Genomic DNA, 18,873 nt, shown 5'->3' with positions numbered 1-18,873 from the left:
CGGGCGCGCCGCGCTCGCGACCCCCCGCTGACATGCGCGTCCACACCAGGCACACGCCCGGATTCGGCGTCGCCCGCGTGCTGCTCGCCCCCGGCGAAGCCGTGCAGGCCGCCGCGGAATCGTTGCTGGCCAGCAGCTTCAACGTGGCCGAGACGAACCAGAACCGCGGCCGCAAGGGCGGTCCGTCGGTGTTCACCGCGCCGGCCGAAGGCGGCTGGGTCGACCTGGCCCCGCTCGGCCCCGGCGACGTCTACCCGCTCGAATTGACCGGGTCGACCGGCTGGTCGGTGCACCGCGACGGCGTGTTCGCCCGGCCGGGCACGGTCCGGGTCGACCAGAACTGGGCGCCGCTGCAGCAGTTGTTCGGCGCCGATTCCGGGTTCCTCGAGCACTACAGCGGCCGCGGCCCGCTCCTGCTCACCGCGCCCGGCCCGGTGGACTCGTTCGACCTCGGCCGCGGCGAGATCGTCACCGTGCGCCCGGACTATCTCCTCGCCTATCCCGACACCGTGCAATGCCGGTTGCGCGCACTCGACCCGAGCGGACCGCAATCGCTGCGAACGGGCGAAGGACTCGTCCTCGATTTCGCCGGACCGGGAACCGTGCTCGTCCAATCGCGCAACCGGCGAGTGTCGCGGGCGTAAGGGGAATCTGCCGATTACCCCATTGCCGGGAGCGCTGATTCCGGTAGCGTGAACTCCACTTCGCACGCTGATGGACAGCGGATTCTTGTCCCGAGGGAGGGCGCCGTGGCAGTCGGCACCGTCAAGTGGTTCAACTCGGAAAAGGGCTACGGGTTCATCGAATCCCCCGAAGGTCCGGACGTCTTCGTTCACTATTCGGCCATCCAGGCCGACGGATTCCGCACTCTCGACGAGGGTGATCGAGTGGAGTTCGAAGTCCAGTCCGGCCGCGACGGCCGAAGCCAGGCCGCGGACGTCCGCAAGGTCTAGCGAGGCAGGTCCGCTGACCGGTTGGGCGAACCGGCAGTGGCAGCGGATACCGGCGCGTTAAGCTGCGCTGCGTGACAGGCGACGTGTCGGGGGACCTCACCGGTCGCCAGCTGGGCCACTACCGCATCGACTCGGTGCTCGGCAAGGGCGGCATGAGCGTGACCTACCAGGCCACGGACACGCGGCTCGGCCGCAAAGTGGCACTGAAGGTCATCGGCGACCATCTGGGAGCCGACGCCGAGTTCCGCGAACGGTTCGTCGACGAGGCGCGCAACACCTCCGCGATCGACCACGCCAACGTCGTCCCGCTGTACGACTTCGGCGAACTCGAAGGCATGCTCTACATCGCCATGCGCATGGTCGACGGTGGCGACCTCGCCGGCCTCATGTCCGCGGGCCCGATCAGCCCGGCACGCGCGCTCAGCCTGCTCGACCAGGTCGCCGACGCCCTCGACACGCTGCACAACCACGGCCTCGTGCACCTCGACGTCAAACCGGCCAACGTCCTCGTCACCAGCCGCGAGACCTCCCGCGAGCACGTCTACGTCGCCGACTTCGGCCTCACCCGCCGCGGCGCCACCGGCCACCGCACCCGCGGCGGCGACTTCCTCGGCTCGCCCACCTATGCCGCCCCGGAACACCTGCGCGGCGAACCGCTCGACGGCCGCACCGACCAGTACGCCCTCACCTGCGTCCTGTTCGCGTGCCTGACCGGCAACCCGCCGTTCCGCGGCGACGTCCCCACCGTCATCAAGGGCCACCTCGGCGGGGAACCGCCGTCGGTGGCGAGCGTGGTCGCGCTCCCGGCCGCCGTCGACGACGTCATCCGCAAGGGCATGGCGAAAAACCCGAACGACCGGTACCCGAACTGCGTCGCGATGATCGCCGCGGCCCGGGTCGCGCTCGGCTCCCTCGCGACGTCGGACACCCCGCCGGGCCCCGCCCGGCCGAACGGACTTCCGGAGGCGGCCATGCAGCAAGGACCGGACAGCAACGGAGGACCTGGCTCCGGCGGACCCGGCGCTCCTGGCGCGGGCGGTCCCGGCGGACCCGGCGCGGCCGGGCCGGGCTCGCAGCCGGGCGGTCCCGGCGCCGCGGGGCAGGGCGCTCCCGGCGTCGGTGCGCCAGGCGCACCCGGAGGCCAGGGCGTTCCCGGCGGCTGGGGCGCTCCGCAACCCGGCCAGCCCGGCCAGGGCGGATACCCGGCCCAGGGCGGCTACGGCGGCCCCGCCGGTTACGGCAACCAGCCCCCGCCCGGTTATCCAGCACAGCCCGGCCAGCCCCAGCCGGGACAGCCTCAGCAGGGCTACCCCGGCCAAGCCCCGCAAGGCCCTCCGCCCGGCTACGGCTACCCAGGACAACCAGGCCAACCGGGCCAGCCCGGTCCCGGCCAAACGCAGCAAGGCCCGCCGCCCGGCTACGGCGGTTACCCGAACCAGCCTGGCTACCCCGGTCAGCCCAACCAGCAGGGCCACCCGACCCAGGCCTTCGGCGACCCGATGCGGTTGCGCCCGCCGTCCCCGGCAGGCGGCGCGGGCGCGTTCGAAAAGCAGCCCAAGAGCGGCGGCCTGAAGTGGCTGTGGATCGCGCTGGGGGTGCTCGTCGTGGCCGGCCTGGTCGTCGGCGCGATCTTCCTCTTCGGCGGCGACGACAACGGCAACGGCGGCACCGGTCCGGCGTCGTCCGCTCCCAACATCCCGGTCGGTCCGGGCGGCTCGAAGTCGGGCGGACCGTCGTCGCTGCGCCCGCCGCCGTCGTCGATCCACATCCAGCCGAGCCACTGACCGGGTCGACCTGGTCCACCGTGGCACCAACCCTGACCTGCGCTCCTTGCACTCGACCCCGGAGAGTGCTAAACACGGCATTGGCACTCGACGCCGTCGAGTGCTAGGCGAGCGGTCACCGACCGCCTGCCTGAAGGTCGGGACGGTGAGGCTGACCCACCGGTCAGTCGTCCGTCGCGGGCACCGAGCCTGGCCGAGGACGTGTCCTGCTGCCGCCGCTGGAGACAGCGCGGCGGTGGCGCCCAATACCGGAGGACCACACCGCAATGGCCAAACTGATCGCGTTCGACGAGGACGCCCGCCGCGGTCTTGAGCGCGGCTTGAACACCCTCGCCGAAGCCGTCAAGGTGACCCTCGGCCCGCGGGGCCGGAACGTCGTGCTCGAAAAGAAGTGGGGCGCGCCGACGATCACCAACGACGGTGTCTCCATCGCCAAGGAGATCGAGCTCGAGGACCCGTGGGAGAAGATCGGGGCCGAGCTCGTCAAGGAAGTTGCCAAGAAGACCGACGACGTCGCGGGCGACGGCACCACCACCGCCACCGTGCTCGCCCAGGCGCTCGTGCGCGAGGGCCTGCGCAACGTCGCGGCCGGCGCCGACCCGATCTCGCTGAAGCGCGGCATCGAGGCGGCCGTCGAGGCCATCACCGAGCAGCTGCACAAGGCCGCCGTCCAGATCGAGACCAAGGAGCAGATCGCTGCTACCGCCTCGATCTCGGCCGCTGACCGCACCATCGGCGAGCTGATCGCCGAGGCGCTGGACAAGGTCGGCAAGGAAGGCGTCGTCACCGTCGAGGAGAGCAACACCTTCGGGCTCGAGCTGGAGCTCACCGAGGGCATGCGCTTCGACAAGGGTTACGTGTCCGGTTACTTCGTGACCGACCCGGAGCGCCAGGAAGCCGAGCTGGAGGACCCGTACGTCCTGCTCTTCGGTTCCAAGATCTCCAACGTCAAGGACGTCCTGCCGCTGCTGGAGAAGGTCATCCAGTCCGGCAAGCCGCTCCTGATCATCGCCGAGGACGTCGAGGGCGAAGCCCTGGCGACCCTGGTCGTCAACAAGATCCGCGGCACCTTCAAGTCCGTCGCCGTCAAGGCCCCGGGCTTCGGCGACCGCCGCAAGGCGATCCTGCAGGACATCGCGATCCTGACCGGCGGCCAGGTCATCTCCGAGGACGTCGGCCTCAAGCTGGAGAACGCGGACCTGTCGCTGCTGGGCCGCGCCCGCAAGGCCGTCATCACCCGCGACGAGACCACCATCGTCGAGGGCGCGGGCGACGCCGACCAGATCCAGGGTCGCGTCAACCAGATCCGCGCGGAGATCGAGAACTCCGACTCGGACTACGACCGCGAGAAGCTGCAGGAGCGGCTCGCGAAGCTGGCCGGCGGCGTGGCCGTCATCAAGGCCGGCGCCGCGACCGAGGTCGAGCTGAAGGAGCGCAAGCACCGCATCGAGGACGCGGTGCGCAACGCCAAGGCCGCCGTGGAAGAGGGCATCGTCGCCGGCGGTGGCGTGGCCCTGATCCAGGCCGCCGAGGCCGCTTTCGCGGGCCTGAAGCTGACCGGTGACGAGGCCACTGGCGCGAACATCGTCAAGGTCGCCGTCGAGGCTCCGCTCAAGCAGATCGCGATCAACGCCGGTCTCGAGGGCGGCGTCGTGGCGGAGAAGGTCAAGTCCCTCCCGCAGGGCCACGGCCTGAACGCCGCCACCGGCGAGTACGAGGACCTGCTCGCGGCCGGCGTGCCGGACCCGACGAAGGTCACCCGCTCCGCGCTGCAGAACGCCGCTTCCATCGCGGCGCTGTTCCTGACCACCGAGGCTGTCGTCGCGGACAAGCCGGAGAAGGCTGCTGCCGCTCCGGCCGACCCGTCCGGCGGCATGGGTGGCATGGACTTCTGAGTTCGGCTGCTTGTCCGGCGAAGCCCGGTTCACCTTCGAGGTGGGCCGGGCTTCGCCCGTTTCCGGGGCAGCACGCCCGGGCTCAGTCTTCGGGAGTCAGCACCGCGGCGGCGGCGTAGACCGGGAGGACCAGCCCGGCCGAGAGCACGGCCCCGGCGACCGCGGCGATGCGCACCATCGACGGGTCGACGTTGAGGTAGTCGGCCCATCCGCCGCACACGCCGGTGAGCATGCGGTCGGAGCGGCTGCGGAAGATCTTCTTGGCCGGTGCGGCCTGCATGTTGTTCGTCATGCCAGCAATACTCCGCGCCGGGAGCCCGCCGCACATCCGGGATCGCCCCGGGCCGCGACCCTGAAGTCTCCCTTATCCGCTGATCTTCCGGACCCGCTCGAACCGGTCCAGCCAAGCCGCGGTCACCTCGGGGGACGCGGCGAATTCGGCGTAGTCGTCGGGTTCCGGTGCTTGCCGAAGCACTGGCAGGTAACCGTCCACAGGGGACAGTGTGGCGGTGCAGACATCCCCGCGCAGCAACGACATCGTGCCGAGGCCGCACGCGAAATCCAGCTCCGGCAAGGCTCCGGCGAGGGCGAGTCCGGCAGCCAGCCCGACGCTCGTCTCGACCGCCGACGACACCACGCACGGGAGTCCGCACGCCTCCGCGACTTCCAGCGCCCGCCGCACCCCGCCGAGCGGGGCGACCTTGAGCACGGCGATGTCGGCAGCTCCGGCGACGGCGACCTTCAGCGGGTCTTCCGCGCGGCGGATCGACTCGTCGGCCGCGATCCGCACCGACACCCGGCGTCGGACAGCGGCCAGGTCGTCGATCGTGGGACACGGCTGTTCGGCGTACTCCAGTCCACCGGCCGCGCGGTCCAGTTCCGCCAGGGCGTGCACGGCGGTGTCGACGTCCCACGCCGTATTGGCGTCGACCCGGACCGCGCCGGACGGACCCAGCGCGTCGCGCACCGCTTCGATGCGCGCGCAGTCCTCGGCCAGCGTCGCGCGTTTGTCCGCCACTTTGACCTTCGCCGTGCGGCAACCGGACGCGCGGACCAGTTCGTGCGCGCGTTCGGGCGACACGATGGGGACCGTCGTGTTCACCTCGATGCGGTCGCGGACCGGCTCGGGCCAGCCTTCTTCGCTCGCTTCGAGCGCGGCGGCGAGCCAGGGGACGCTCTCGGTGTCCGAGTAGTCCGCGAACGGGCAGAACTCTCCCCAGCCGGCGGCACCGCGGAGCAACAGCCCTTCACGGATGGTGATGTCCCGGAACCGGGTGTGCAGCGGGAGCGCGTAAACCTGCATGACTGCCGATCATGCCACCGCCGCGGGGGCGGGAACCGAGGTGCCGCCGACGCCGTCTCAACGCCACAATGGAACGTGTGGACGGCCTCGACTTCCGGGTGCTCGGCCCGGCCGAGGTGCTGGCCGGGGACCAGGTGGTGCCGCTGGGCGGCAGCCGCCCGTTGATCGTGCTCGCCGGACTGCTGCTGCGAGCCAACCGGCTCGTGTCGGTCGACGTGCTCAGCCACTGGCTGTGGGGCGACGACCAGCGTCGATCCAAGGGTGCGCTGCAGACGTATGTGCTGCGGCTGCGCCGGGCGCTCGGCGACGGAGCGGCGATCCGCACCGAACGCGGCGGCTATCTGTTGGAAGTCGACGAGAACGCGGTGGATCTTGGTCGGTTCCGCCAGTTCGCGGCGCGGGGCCGCAGCGCGGCGGAACGAGGCGAACACCGCCGGGCGGCGGGCTATTTCGAGGACGCGCTAGGCCAGTGGCGGGGTTCGGCGCTGCAGAACGTGGAATCGGACGCACTGCACCGGGACGAGGTCGGGCAGCTCGCCGAGGAGCGCACGCGGGTGCGCGAGCAGTGGGCCGAGACGCTGCTGACGGTCGGCGAGTACGAGACTGTCGTGCCCGAACTGGAACGGCTGACGCGCGAACATCCGTTGCGGGAACGCCCGCACGAGCAGCTGATGTACGCGTTGCTTCGCTCCGGACGGCAAGCCGAGGCGCTGGACGTGTACCGGCGGATCAGCGGATTGCTCGCCGAGGAACTGGGCCTGGATCCCGGTGCCGGCCTGCAGCGCGCCCACCGGCTAGTGCTGGGCGGCGACGAGGCCACGCGGTTCCGGACTCCTCTGGAGCCCCATATCCCGCACCAGCTTCCGGCTGATCTGGGTGCTTTCGCCGGTCGAGCCGCGGACCTGAAAGCCCTGCGTGCACTACTGCCAGAAGCTCTCGACGACGGCACTTCCACCCCGATCGCGTCGGTGGAAGGCATGGGCGGACAAGGCAAAACGACCCTGTCCGTCCACTTCGCACACCAGATCGCCGACCGTTTCACCGGCGGTCAGGTATTTCTGGACCTGCGCGGCTACGGCCCAGGCGCACCGGTGTCGCCGATCGCCGCGCTGGAGACGATGCTCATCGCGCTGGGCGTGCCCGCCGACCGGATCCCGTCCGGTTTGGACGAACGCGCGGCGACCTGGCGCACCTACACCACCGGCCGACGGCTGTTGATCGTGCTGGACAACGCGAACAGCACCGAGCAAGTGCGCTATTTGCTGCCCGGCCCGGGATGCCTGGTCGTGGTGACGAGCCGCTGGCAACTACGCGGACTGGTCGCGACCCACGGCGCCCGGCGGATCGCTCTGTCCGAATTGGACAGCGAAGAGGCGGTGGAACTGCTCGCTTCGGCCATCGGCGTCGAACGAGTGCACGAGGATCCGCTCGCGGCTGGCCGTTTCGTGGAGTATTGCGGCGGACTCCCGCTGGCGATCCGAATCCTCGCCGTACGCGCCGCACAGTTCCCGCGGCTCCCGCTGGACGAGTTCGTGGCCGCCCTGCCCTCGGACGCCGGCCGATTGAGCACCTTCGACCTCGGCGACGGCGACGAAACCAACATCCGCACAGTCTTCTCCTATTCTTACCGAGTTTTGTGCCCCTCGGCGGCCCGTCTGCTGCGGTTGCTGGCGCTGTCGGTCGGCCCGGATTTGTCGCTGGGGATGGCAGTCGCGCTCAACGGATGGTCCGAAAAGGACACTCGCGGCGCTCTCGACACGCTCGTTTCCGCGCACCTGCTCACCCAGCCGAAGCCGGGCCGGTACCAGTTCCACGACCTGATTCGCGCCTATGCCACCGAATTGTCGGAGCAGGAGGACACCGCCGCCGATCGCGCGGCAGCCAGCGAACGCCTGCTCGACTGGTGCATCGCGTCGGCGCGGAACGCGGCTCTGGCCATGCGCCCGCGCCAGCTGATGGACGAAATCGGCCCGATCCCCGCCGAAAACGCGGCCGAGTTTTCCGACTTTCACCAGGCGCTGGCCTGGTTCGTCGAGGAACACGGAAACTTGCTCTCGGTCGTCCAGTGGGCGTTCCGGATCGGCAGGTACGCGCAATGCTGGCGCTTGGCGTGGTCGCTGTTCACCTACTTCGCCGGACGCGCCCGCGTCGACGAATGGCGACACGTCTTCGAGATCGGCCTGCGAGCCGCGCGGAAATCCGGTGAGCGGCACGGGGAAGCGGCGATCCTCAATGGACTGGGCGTGATCGAGGGAGTCGCCCGGAATTACGTGCTGGCGCGCGAATATCTGGAGCAAGCGCTGGCGGTGCAGCTGGAACTGGGCTCGCTTCCCGGGGAGGCTCGGGCGCGCTACAACCTAGCGATGACCGCGCAGGACATCGAAGATTTCCCGGAAGCTTACCGGCACGGCCTGCGGTCGCTGGAAATCACGAGGGAACTGGGATTCACCTCGGTGGAGGCGAACGTTTTGCGCGCGCTGGGCGATCTGTGCGCGATGATGGGGGACTACCCGCAGGCGCTGTCGCTCGCGGACGAGGCGCTGGCCCTGGTCCCGCCGGACGATCTGCCGCAGGGCCGCTTCTCGCTGGCCGCCCGAGCCCGCGCCTTGCTCGGTTTGGGTCGGCATGTGGAGGGAATCGAGTGCCTGTCCGAGGCGGTGGACATGTTCTTCGCGATGGATGAGGAGTATGAGGCCGCGGATGTGCTCTCGGAACTGGGCACCGCACACCTGCGATACGGCCGCACCGCCGCGGCGCGGGACTGCTGGTTGCGCGCGGTTCGGTTGTTGACGCGGTTGGATCACCCGGATGCGGACCGGGTGCGGGCACAGTTGGCTGGGTTGGTGCGGGGGTAGGTTCGGCTGCAGTGGTGCGGTGCTGCAGTGCGCCATACCGCCATACCGCCACGTGCTGCGACGCTGCACCGCCGTGGTGCCGCGCCGCTGCGCCGTAACGCGCCGCCGCACCGCGCCGCCGCGATGCCACATTGCAGCACTGCCGCACTGCACCGCCGCACTGCACTGCCGCACTGCACTGCTGCGCCGTGCCGCCGTGGTGCCGCACCCGTGCCGCCGTGCCGCCGTGATGCCGCGCCGCCGTGATGCCACATTGCAGCACTGCACCGCCGCACCGCACTGCTGCGCCGTGCCGCCGTGGTGCCGTGCCGCCGTGACTCCGCAGTGCAGCACTGCACTGCCGCACTGCCGCACCGCGCCACCATGCCGCCGTGATGCCGTGATGCCGTGATGCCGTGGTGCCGCGCCGTCGTGGTGTCGGGATATCCGTACGGCCGCACGGCTGCGGCGGGGTGACTGCTGGTGACGCGCTCAGTCTGGCTGCTGAAACGGCTGATCCGTCCTGGCGCTGGCCGGGTGCGGGGCGCAGTCGACAAGGTTGCTGTGGCAGGGGAGTCAGGGCTGGGAGGTTCGGCGGCCAGTTGGGCTAGACCACTCAGCTACGGCCCGGATACGCACAGTCGGCCCGCTTGCTGCGGGTCAGCTGCGGTCGAGCCGCATCGGCGGAAAATTGGTTGGGCCGATCGATTCTGTCGAGGGTGGTCGCGTTCGCTGTGGCCCAAGGTCGCCGGAACCGGAGGTAGGCGAGGTCGGGCCTTGACGCGGCCGAACCTGGCAAGCAGGGGACCTTCGGCCGTTTGGCGGAAGGGTTGCCGCCGGCCGTCGGAGGGCAGCGGGGCGCGGTGGTCCGCGTGCCGACCCCCAGCGGCAGCACGTAGACCACCGGCGGCCCGTAGCGCTACTCAATCGAAGAGCGCTCACTGTCCGCTCACTGTGGTCGGTCGGTTTCGACGGGGAGGTCGAGGAGGCGGGCGAGCGTGACGGCGTTGTGCGGGGCCGCGACTTTGCTGTCGTTGTCGAAGTAGACGTGCACGTCGCGGCGGCCGCCGTCGTGCCATTCGGTGATTTTCGCGGCCCAGTCGCGCAGGGCGGAGTCGGAGTAATTGCTGGTGTAGAGCTCGTCCGAACCGTGCAGCCGGACGTAGCTGAAGTCAGTGGTCTGGTCCTCTCGGTACGGCCACGGCGCGGCGGCGTCCGAGGTCACCAGGGCTACTCGGTGTTTCTTGAGCAAGTCCAGCGCTTCGGTGGTGGTGAAGCTTGGGTGGCGCACTTCGAGCGCGTGGCGCACTGGCCGGTCGGGTCCTGGTTCGAGGAACGGTGGGGACTTGAGTTTGTCGTCGTGCTTCGCGCCGAGAGCGGCTGCTTCGCCGGTGGTGCGGGGGAGTTGGCCGAGGAACGTCGAGACTCGATCGGGGTCGAAGGTGAGTCGCGGCGGGAGTTGCCAGAGGAACGGGCCCAGTTTGTCGGTGAGGGCTAGGACGCCGGACGCGTAGAAGTTCGCGAGCGCGGTTTCGACGTCGCGCAGTTGTTTGAGGTGCGTGATGAACCGGCCGCCCTTGACCGCGAACAGGAACCCGGCCGGCGTTTCGGCGTGCCAGCCGCGGTATCGCTCCGGGCGCTGGAGGGAATAGAAGGATCCGTTGAGCTCGACGGCGTTCATCTGGCGGGAGAGGTGCTCGAGCTCGCGCCGTTGCGGCAGGCCGGAGGGATAGAACGCGCCGCGCCACGGCGGGTATCGCCAGCCGGACGTGCCTATTCGGATCTGGCCGATCTTGCTCACCGCCTTTCGCCGCCGAGGATTCCCACCTGGACGGTTGCGGTAAACCCGTCCGCGCGGCTGTTTTTGGGACAGCCGAGCTAAGAATCGGGACACGTGTCCTGGACGAAGGGACGTGGGTCTCATAGCGCGGACTCCGTTGCCTGGTCGTCGGGACGGGGCTTGGAGGGGACGGGGAGAGGAATGGGCGACGCGAGAACCTGAAATGGAAAGCGGCGGATGTCGGCCCCGGGGCGGCGCTGATGTCGGTGCGGAGGCGGACGGCGGCGCCGAAGCCGGCGGTGGCGCGCCGACTCAGCCTGCAATCCCGTCCCAGTCCGGTTTGCTTCAGTCTGCAGTCGTGCTCGGGTCAAGTTTGCGGCACCGGTCTGCAGTCGTACGCCGGTCGGGTTTGCTGAACCGGGCAGCAGTCCTGCCCCGGCCGGGTTCGCTGCACCGGGCCGCAGCCGCGCTCCGGCAGGGTCCGCCGAACCAGGCCGCAGCCTCGCTCCGGTCGCGTTTGCCTCGCGTGCCTGCAGCCCTGCTTGGGTGAGACCCGCCGGGTCTGTCCCGATCCCCCGCGGAGCGAGCCGGGGCGACGGGACTGCCCGGTCCAGCCATCCCCTTACTCCCTCATGCCCACGAGAACCTCCATCGGCGTGACTGCACCAGGGACGTCGCGTACTCGCGCAGGTTTCCCGGCTGCGTGAGGTACGTCGGGAGGCTGAAGGCTCGGTGTTCGGCCGCCACCGTCAGTGCCCTGGCGTGGGTGCGGGGTGGGGCGGAAACAGACAGTTCGAGGGAGTCGAAGCCCAGCGTCACGAGGGTCGCGCCGAAGCGGTCTTCCCAGCTGCGCAGGACTGCCGACAGCTCCGCGACCTGGTCTGTCGACTTGATCATTCCCGTCCAGCCGATGAGGGCGGGGACGTCGGCGGGGCGGTCGGCTTGGACGAGGCCCAGGCGGTGCGGGGTGCGGGCGGCAAGGATCGAGCCGGTGTTGCCTGCTTCGGCCAGGGGGTCCGAGCGGCGGTGCGAGCGTTTCGCCAGACCGGGGAAGCGGGTGTCGAACGGGCGCAGGCAGGCTCCGTCGCAGCAGGAGCCGTCCCACCAGCGGGCCAGGACCTCGGCGGGGTCGGCGTTCGCGACGCGGTGGCCGGCCGGTGCGAGGCGGCCGCGGTCGTCCAGCCAGTCTTCGCCTCGGGCGGCGAAGCGCTGGTCGGGCGGGATCAGCACGGGCCACAGCCCGGACCGCTCGAACTCCGCGACGCAGCTCAAGTACCGCTGCGGCCGCGTGAGCGGCTCTTCCGACACCCAGATCCGCCCGTGCCAGCGCCCGGGCGGCAAGGTCTGGACCGGCGGTGCCCCGACGCCGGGGCGGAACGGTGCGATCGTCATGAGCTTCCCCTCGAACTGGTGTTCGGTGCCTGCATATCGAACAGTAGTTCGAACCACCGACAATTTCCAGGGCGGCACTCGCTCATCCGTTCGAGTGAACCTCAAGAAAGTCCAGGTCGAGGGGCAGAAAGAGGCAGCGCGGGGAGACGCGGCGCATCCGGATCACAACGAACAGACCGACGGCGATCGCCACCGCAGCGAGTACGAGGGACGTGTGGCGGTCCACTGGTGACCAGCTCGCCGAGCAGGTAGCTGGCCGCGACGAACGCCCAGGCTGCCCGCCGTCGTCAGCAGCAGGAAACCGGCCTCGTCGACCGCGGCGGGGGCAACGAGTCGGCGCGAGTGGTGGGTTATCCGGGTTGGCGAGGCGAGTGGCGGCGATGGATCGTGGGTTCTCCGTACAGAGTCCCGAAACGGACCAACCACAGTGCGGGTGAAGCCGCCGTGCGAGGGATCCTGGCTGGGGACGCGACCTTGCTCCGGGAAGGCCTCGTCAGGCTCATCGGCGGTGACGGCGGCCGCGTCGGGTATCTGGCTCAAGGATCGGGTCGCGCAGGTCGGCGACTTTCTCGATTCGGAGGTGGTGCGCAGGCTGGTCGCCCACACGTCGCACGCGGACCGCAAAAGCGCCGTGGAGAAACACGCGAACGCGATCTTCGACAAGCTCGACCTGCCGCTAGCAAAGGGCTACAGCCGACGCGTGCTGGCCGTTCTCCGTTGCCTCGGTTCGTAATTCACAGCGGTCGACGCAGGTCTTCCGCGTCGACGATGTGGTACGCGTAGCCCTGCTCGGCAAGGAAACGCTGCCGGTGCGCGGCGTACTCCGTGTCCACTGTGTCCCGCGAGACGATCGAGTAGAAGTGCGCCTGCCGTCCGTCGCCCTTCGGACGCAAGAGCCGGCCCAGGCGTTGCGCTTCCTCCTGGCGCGAACCGAATGTGCCCGAAACCTGGATCGCCACCGACGCTTCCGGCAGGTCGATCGAGAAGTTGGCCACCTTCGACACCACCAGCGTGCGCAATTCGCCGCGGCGGAACTTGTCGAACAGTTCCTCGCGCTCCTTGTTCTTCGTCGCCCCCTGGATGACCGGGGCCTCCAGTTCCGCGCCCAGCATCTCGAGCTGGTCGAGGTACGCGCCGATCACCAGGGTCGGTTCGCCGGGATGCTTGTCCACAATGGACCGGATCACCGGGATTTTCGTCATCGCCGTGGCCGCGAGCTTGTACCGCTCGTCGGAGTCCGCGGTGGCGTACTGCAGGCGTTCGTTCTCGGTCAGCGTCACCCGCACCTCGGTGCATTCCGCGGGCGCGATCCAGCCCTGCGCCTCGATGTCGCGCCACGGCACGTCGTACCGCTTCGGGCCGATCAGCGAGAATACGTCGCCCTCGCGGCCGTCCTCGCGCACCAGCGTGGCGGTCAAGCCGAGCCGCCGCCGCGACTGCAGGTCCGCGGTCATCCGGAACACCGGTGCGGGCAGCAGGTGCACCTCGTCGTAGACGACCAGGCCCCAGTCGCGCGAATCGAACAGCTCCAGGTGCCGGTACTCGCCCTTGGTCTTGCGCGTGACGACCTGGTACGTCGCGATGGTGACCGGCCGGATCTCCTTCTTCTCCCCGGAGTACTCGCCGATCTCGTCCTCGGTGAGCGACGTGCGCGCGACCAGCTCGCGCTTCCACTGCCGCCCGGCGACGGTGTTGGTGACCAGGATCAGCGTGGTCGCCTTGGCGTGCGCCATCGCGGCCGCGCCGACCAGCGTTTTGCCCGCGCCGCACGGCAGCACGACGACGCCGGACCCGCCCGCCCAGAACGCTTCCGCCGCTTTCCGCTGGTAGTCGCGCAGGTGCCAGTCGTCCTCGGCGAGGTCGATCGGGTGTGCTTCGCCGTCCACGTACCCGGCGAGGTCCTCGGCGGGCCAGCCGACCTTCAGCAGCGCCTGCTTGAGCCGCCCGCGTTCGGACGGGTGCACGATCACCGTGTCGTCGTCGATCCGCGCGCCCAGCATCGGGCTGATCTTCTTGTTGCGCGAGACCTCTTCGAGGACCGCGCGGTCGGTGGTGGTCATGACCAGGCCGTGCGCCGGGTGGTTGGCGATCTGCAGCCGCCCGAACCGGCCCATCACGTCCACGACGTCGATCAGGAGCGGCTGCGGCACCGGGAAGCGCGAGTACGTGGTGAGCGCGTCCACCACCTGTTCCGCGTCGTGTCCGGCCGCGCGCGCGTTCCACAGCGCGAGCGGCGTGATCCGGTAGGTGTGCACGTGTTCGGGCGCGCGTTCCAGTTCGGCGAACGGCGCGATCGCGATCCGCGCGTCGTCGGCACGCGGATTGTCGACCTCGAGCAGCACGGTTTTGTCGGACTGGACGATCAGGGGGCCATCAGTCACCTCTCCTTTATACGTTCCCTCCCGGACCGCGGCCCGGGGATGCCAAGATGACGGGACGAAGCCGCGGGAGGGGACCCAGTGACCACACCACCGTTCGGCGTGCCGCCGGCCGCGAACCCGTATCAGCCGCCCCCGCGGCAGCCGGTGCAGGGCGGTCCGAAACGGGTGTCGGGCAAGCAGAAGGCGCTCTTCGCCGTGCTCGTCGTCGTGGCGCTCGGGCTCGGGACGCTCAGCGCGTTCGGGTTCGCCGCGGTCGTGCGCTCGACCGGGCCGCCCGTCGCGGGCAGCTGCCTCTACCTCTCGTCGCTGGGCTCGGAGACGCAGACCTACACCGGGGCGGACTGCTCCGAGCGGGCCGCCACCTACCGCGTCGACACCGTCGTCAAGGGCCGCTCCTCCTGCCGCGGCGAAGACTACGTGCGCTTCGAGCTGTACCTGTCGGCCCGCACTGCCACCACCAGCAGCAGGCCGACCCAGACGCTGTGCCTCGCGCTGAACGTCGTGTCCGGCGAGTGCGTGCGCGACGTGTCGGACGAGTCGAAGGTCGGCAAGGTCGCCTGCGACGATCCCAAGGCGGAAGCGCGCGCGGTCGTGCACGACGGCACGAAGTCGGCGTCGAGCTGCGGCGACAAGGACCTGTCGCTCGTCTACGTCGGGCCGCCGGTGCGCACGATCTGCCTGCAGCCCACCGGGGCGAGCATCTGAGCGCTACAAGGCGTTCGGCAGCATCGCCGCCACGTCCAGCCGGTTGGCGAGCTGCCCGGAGCTGTGCATGAGATCGGCCACGCGCTGCAGCCGGGTCGCCGACAGCGTGGTCGGGTAGCTGCCGAGCGAGATCAGCGCGGCGGTGGTCTGGTCGATGTCGGAGAACGTCGGCAGCGCGTCGCGCACCTTCGCCGAATCGGACGCGGCGAGCTGGGCCTGGGTGAGGACGTTCCGGAACGCCGTCAGCGTGCGCGGGTTCGCGGCGGCGAACTGGCCGGTCGCGGCGTAGCCCGAGGCCGGGAAGTCGAGGGTCGCGCCGGTCGAGCCGTCGGCGAGGATCTGCGCGCCCAGTTCCTTCTCCGCGCGGGTGATGTACGGCTCGACCATCAGCGCCGCGTCCGCGTCGCCGGACTGCAGCGCGGCGGGCATCTGCCCGAACGGGCGGGTCACGAAGCGAATCTTCGCTTTGTCGACGCCCGCCGTGCCGAGGACCGCCCGCGCGGTGAGCGCGCCGATGTCGTCGGGGGAGTCCACGGCGACGGTCGGCGATTTCTTCGCGGTCGGTTCGGAGTAGTCGGAGCCGGGCAGCGTGACGAGCGCGATGGTCGTGCGGCCGAAGGTGTACGCCTCGCCTTGCAATTGCAGCGCAGTGCCGGACCCGGCGGCGCGGAACAGCGACACGTCGCTGCCGAACGTCACATCGACCTGACCGGACTTCAGTTTTTCCACGCCGTCGCCGTCGCCGAGTTCCACCAGTTGGACGTTCAGCCCGGCCTGGCGGAACTTTCCCGCCGCGACCGCGATCCGCAGCGGGGCGGTGTCGATCGGGTTCGCGACGCCGACCCGCAGCGTCGCGCGTTCCGGCGGTTGCGCTTGTCCGGCGTCACTGGATCCGAACACGGAGCAGCCGCTGAGTGCGAACAACGTCGCCACCAGCGCAAACCTCAGACCGGTCGCTTTCACTCGCCATCCCCTGCCGGGAGAATCTCTGCCTCGTGCTGGATCGTATGGGCCGCTGCCCATACGATCGCCCGCAGGGCGGTGCCCCCGCCAGGGTGGCTTCCCGATCTTTTTCGCCGGGAACTACCGAGCGGTAGTTTCCGGCCGGAGCCCGAGGACGTCCGTGGGCAGAGGTTCCCGCGGTGGAAAAGGAAGCACAGGTGACCCGTCGCGACGACCGTCCCCGTTCGGGTGACGCGGCGGATCCGGCTGCCTCGCGTCCGGTCGGCGGCCGGTGGCGGCTGCGGAACTGGCGGCTGCGCACCAAGCTGTTCGTCGTCCTGCTGATCCCCGCGCTCGCCGTGGTCGTGCTGGTCGGCCTGCGGGTCAACAGCGACCTGCGCGACGCCCGCCAGCTCGCCGAGTTCGCCGCGCGCTGCCGGGTCGACTCGACGGTCGCCGAGGTCGTGCACCAGCTGCAGCGGGAGCGCGACGTCACGGTCCGGTTCGTCGCGGGCGACCGCAAGGGCCCGACCGACGTGCTCGTCGGCCAGCGCACCCGCGTCGACCTGGCGATCGGCGCGTTCGAGCGGTCGCTCGCCGACAGCAAGCCGCGGCTGGACGACTCCGCGGCGGGCGATCTGCAGCAGAGCGACGACCGGTTGCGGGTCCTCGGTGGCCTCCGGTACTCGGCCGAACACTCGGCGTATCCGGCCGACGCGGTGCTTCGTTCGTACAGCGAGCTGATCTCCGGCCTGCTCGACATCAGCGACACCGCTGCGGCGGACGTCACCGAACCCGACCTGGCCCGGCTGCGGCTGGCCGGCAACGCGCTCGCGCGGATCAAGGACCAGATGTCGGTCAAGCGCGCGGTCATGTCCGAGGCGATCGCGCAGGGCACGCTCAACCGGGACCGGACGCGCGCGCTGCTCGGCGCGGAGGCCGAACTGGCCGCCGCGCGCAGCGACTACCGCACCTTCGCCACGCCGGACGAGCAGCGGATGTACTCGGACACGGTGATCGGCATCGTCGTCGACATCGGCAACGACATGGTCGAGTCGGCGCTCACGCGCACCGAGAACAACCAGCCGCTGTCCGGTCTGGACGCGGACCAGTGGGACACCGCGTCGACGTACACGGTCAATCTCGCCCACCAGGTCCAGCAGGCGCTGCTCGTCCAGCTCCAGGAGAAAACTGACGCGCGGGCCGCCAGCGCCCGTGCGTCGACGATCTGGGACGGCGGAATCGTCATCGGTGTCCTGTTGGTCGCCGGTGTCCTGTCGGTGGTGATCGCGCGCTCGCTGCTGCGGCCGTTGCGGATCCTGCGCCGCACCGCGCTGGAGGTCGCCGACCATCGGCTGCCCGAGGCCGTGCAGCGGCTGCTCACCGAGCCCGATCCGGCACCCGAGAATCTGCGGCACCGGGCCGCGGTCGCGCCGGTGCCGATCTTCACGCGCGAGGAGGTCGGGCAGGTCGCGCGGGCCTTCGACGCGGTGCACGGCGAGGCGGTCCGGCTGGCCGCCGAGCAGGCGATGCTGCGCGAGAACGTGAACGCGATGTTCGTCAACCTGTCGCAGCGCAGCCAGGACCTGGTAGAGCGGCAGCTGTCCGTGCTCGACCGGATGGAGGCGGGCGAACAGGACCCGGAGACCCTCGGCGGCCTGTTCGAACTCGACCACCTCGCCACCCGGATGCGGCGCAACAGCGAGAACCTGCTGGTGCTGTCCGGCACCGACCTGGTGCGCGAGGACACCGGACCGGTGGTGGCCGACGAGATCATCGGGGCCGCACTGTCCGAAGTGGAGGATTACCAGCGGATCGAGATCGGCCCGGCGCCGGCGCTCGCGGTGCGCGGCGACGCGGTCAACGACCTGGTGCACGTGGTGTCCGAGCTGCTGGAGAACGCCACCCGGTATTCCGGGCCGCAGGCGCCGGTCACCGTGGAGAGCGCGCGGACGCCGGACGGGGCGTGGCGGATCGAGATCACCGACCGCGGCGCGGGCATGCCGCAGGCGGAGATCGACCGCACCAACGCGCGGCTGGCGCATCCGCCGGAGGTCGACGTCGAGGTGTCGCGGCGGATGGGCCTGTTCGTGGTCGCGACACTGGCCGAACGGCACGCCATCGCGGTGAAGCTGAGCCCGGCCGAGGGACGCGGTCTCACCGCGACGGTCGTCGTTCCGGCGGCGCTGATCACCGAGGCCCCGCCGCTGCCGCAGCCGCCCGCGCCGGTCGAACCGGAACCCGCGCCGGAGCCGGAGCTGCTGGCCCCGCTCGCGCCGCTGGCCCCGGCCGAGGAGCCGGAGGAACCCGTCGAGCTGGTCGCGCCGACGCTCGAGGACGCGGGTCCGCTGCGGCGGGCGCCGGTGGTCGAGGAGGCGGCGTCGTGGCCGGTCGAGTCTTCGCGGTCGCATCTGGAGATCGACGCGCCGACGGACCGGATGCCCGCGTACCGCGACGTGCTGTCGCGCTGGTTCGATCTCTCGGCTCCTGCGGAGGAGCCGGTGGCGCCGGAGCCGCGGGTGGTCGCGCCGATGCCGGAGGTGCCCGCCTTCGAGCCCGAACCAGAGCCGGAGCCGGAGCAGGAGAGCGAGCCGGAGATCGTCGAACCGCGGCACGCCTACGAAGCGCCGCCGGAGTTTCCGACCGAAGACCCGGACGCGGCGGCCGCCCCCGAATGGCCGACTCCGGAGCACCTGGAACAAGAGGACGGGGCCGAGGACACCTGGCCGTTCCTGCGGGTCGCCGACGTGGCGGACGGCCCCGCCGCGGAGGCGGAGCCGCGGCCGATACTCTCGCTTTCCCCCGACGCGGTGCGCGCCCGGATGACGAGCCTGCAAGGCGGCTTCCGGCGCGGCAGGCACGCCAGGGGGGAAGACACCCCGCCACTGGATCGAAACGGATGAG

General features: G+C 70.4%; 14 protein-coding genes. 8 read left to right on the top strand and 6 right to left on the bottom strand.

Features of this window, described 5'->3' with window-relative positions; translation table 11 throughout:
- The first annotated feature begins 32 nt into the window (after window positions 1–32).
- From SSMG_RS34960 to groL, 4 genes are all read left to right on the top strand, one after another.
- On the top strand, window positions 33–644 hold the full coding sequence (locus SSMG_RS34960) for an AIM24 family protein (protein WP_009083995.1): 612 nt from the start codon (window positions 33–35) through the stop codon (window positions 642–644).
- Window positions 645–749: 105 nt separating this feature from the next.
- Entirely contained in the window at window positions 750–953 is a 204-nt protein-coding gene (locus tag SSMG_RS34955; protein ID WP_009083993.1) for a cold-shock protein, read from the top strand.
- Between the two features lie 71 nt (window positions 954–1,024).
- The gene (locus SSMG_RS34950) at window positions 1,025–2,737 is read left to right on the top strand and encodes a serine/threonine-protein kinase (protein WP_063631987.1); all 1,713 of its coding nucleotides are present in this window, start codon (window positions 1,025–1,027) and stop codon (window positions 2,735–2,737) included.
- A 266-nt stretch (window positions 2,738–3,003) separates the two neighbouring features.
- The gene (gene groL / locus SSMG_RS34945; protein WP_009083991.1) at window positions 3,004–4,632 is read left to right on the top strand and encodes a chaperonin GroEL; all 1,629 of its coding nucleotides are present in this window, start codon (window positions 3,004–3,006) and stop codon (window positions 4,630–4,632) included.
- Window positions 4,633–4,714: 82 nt separating this feature from the next.
- Here groL and SSMG_RS34940 read toward each other — a convergent pair whose 3' ends face one another.
- Together SSMG_RS34940 and SSMG_RS34935 are read right to left on the bottom strand one after the other, a co-directional pair.
- Complete coding sequence (locus SSMG_RS34940; RefSeq protein WP_037715865.1) at window positions 4,715–4,924, bottom strand: PspC domain-containing protein; 210 nt, start codon at window positions 4,922–4,924, stop codon at window positions 4,715–4,717.
- 72 nt (window positions 4,925–4,996) lie between these two features.
- On the bottom strand, window positions 4,997–5,935 hold the full coding sequence (locus SSMG_RS34935) for an o-succinylbenzoate synthase (RefSeq protein ID WP_009083989.1): 939 nt from the start codon (window positions 5,933–5,935) through the stop codon (window positions 4,997–4,999).
- A gap of 77 nt (window positions 5,936–6,012) precedes the next feature.
- Here SSMG_RS34935 and SSMG_RS34930 point away from each other — a divergent pair, with 77 nt between their 5' ends.
- Window positions 6,013–8,790 carry a BTAD domain-containing putative transcriptional regulator gene (locus SSMG_RS34930; protein ID WP_199786074.1) on the top strand — a complete coding sequence of 926 codons (2,778 nt, stop codon included), beginning with the start codon at window positions 6,013–6,015 and terminating at the stop codon, window positions 8,788–8,790.
- A gap of 928 nt (window positions 8,791–9,718) precedes the next feature.
- Here SSMG_RS34930 and SSMG_RS34925 read toward each other — a convergent pair.
- Window positions 9,719–10,570, bottom strand: coding sequence for a DUF72 domain-containing protein (locus SSMG_RS34925; RefSeq protein WP_037715861.1), 852 nt, complete (start codon window positions 10,568–10,570; stop codon window positions 9,719–9,721).
- Window positions 10,571–11,179: 609 nt separating this feature from the next.
- A complete protein-coding gene (locus SSMG_RS34920) occupies window positions 11,180–11,941 on the bottom strand; it encodes a DUF4253 domain-containing protein (protein ID WP_037715859.1) in 762 nt (253 codons plus the stop codon).
- Between the two features lie 508 nt (window positions 11,942–12,449).
- Between SSMG_RS34920 and SSMG_RS34915 the strand changes: the two genes are divergently transcribed.
- Window positions 12,450–12,674 (top strand): hypothetical protein, encoded by a 225-nt coding sequence (locus SSMG_RS34915; protein WP_050788351.1) that lies wholly within the window; start codon window positions 12,450–12,452, stop codon window positions 12,672–12,674.
- Window position 12,675: 1 nt separating this feature from the next.
- Here the strand turns inward: SSMG_RS34915 and SSMG_RS34910 are convergent, their stop codons facing one another.
- Window positions 12,676–14,322 (bottom strand): DNA repair helicase XPB, encoded by a 1,647-nt coding sequence (locus SSMG_RS34910; RefSeq protein WP_009083984.1) that lies wholly within the window; start codon window positions 14,320–14,322, stop codon window positions 12,676–12,678.
- A gap of 78 nt (window positions 14,323–14,400) precedes the next feature.
- On the opposite strand from SSMG_RS34910, the gene SSMG_RS34905 reads away from it, so the two are divergent.
- The gene (locus SSMG_RS34905) at window positions 14,401–15,027 is read left to right on the top strand and encodes a hypothetical protein (RefSeq protein WP_009083983.1); all 627 of its coding nucleotides are present in this window, start codon (window positions 14,401–14,403) and stop codon (window positions 15,025–15,027) included.
- 3 nt (window positions 15,028–15,030) lie between these two features.
- Here SSMG_RS34905 and SSMG_RS34900 read toward each other — a convergent pair whose 3' ends face one another.
- Complete coding sequence (locus SSMG_RS34900) at window positions 15,031–15,960, bottom strand: ABC transporter substrate-binding protein (RefSeq protein WP_199786073.1); 930 nt, start codon at window positions 15,958–15,960, stop codon at window positions 15,031–15,033.
- Window positions 15,961–16,187: 227 nt separating this feature from the next.
- Here SSMG_RS34900 and SSMG_RS34895 point away from each other — a divergent pair, with 227 nt between their 5' ends.
- Window positions 16,188–18,872: a nitrate- and nitrite sensing domain-containing protein gene (locus SSMG_RS34895; RefSeq protein WP_050788508.1), complete on the top strand. Its 2,685-nt coding sequence runs from the start codon at window positions 16,188–16,190 to the stop codon at window positions 18,870–18,872.
- Window position 18,873 lies beyond the last annotated feature (1 nt).

The organism is Streptomyces sp. AA4, from assembly GCF_000158875.1.
Lineage (GTDB): Bacteria > Actinomycetota > Actinomycetes > Mycobacteriales > Pseudonocardiaceae > Amycolatopsis.
The sequence above is the reverse complement of the archived record's forward strand: the minus strand, read 5'-3'. Positions and strand labels throughout refer to the sequence as shown.

What these genes read in the sequence shown, in the direction of transcription:
- SSMG_RS34960 (WP_009083995.1), top strand. Translation starts at nt 33, where the DNA reads ATGCGCGTCCACACCAGGCACACGCCCGGATTCGGCGTCGCCCGCGTG.
- groL (WP_009083991.1), top strand. Translation starts at nt 3,004, where the DNA reads ATGGCCAAACTGATCGCGTTCGACGAGGACGCCCGCCGCGGTCTTGAG.
- SSMG_RS34940 (WP_037715865.1), bottom strand. Translation starts at nt 4,924, where the DNA reads ATGACGAACAACATGCAGGCCGCACCGGCCAAGAAGATCTTCCGCAGC.
- SSMG_RS34935 (WP_009083989.1), bottom strand. Translation starts at nt 5,935, where the DNA reads ATGCAGGTTTACGCGCTCCCGCTGCACACCCGGTTCCGGGACATCACC.
- SSMG_RS34920 (WP_037715859.1), bottom strand. Translation starts at nt 11,941, where the DNA reads ATGACGATCGCACCGTTCCGCCCCGGCGTCGGGGCACCGCCGGTCCAG.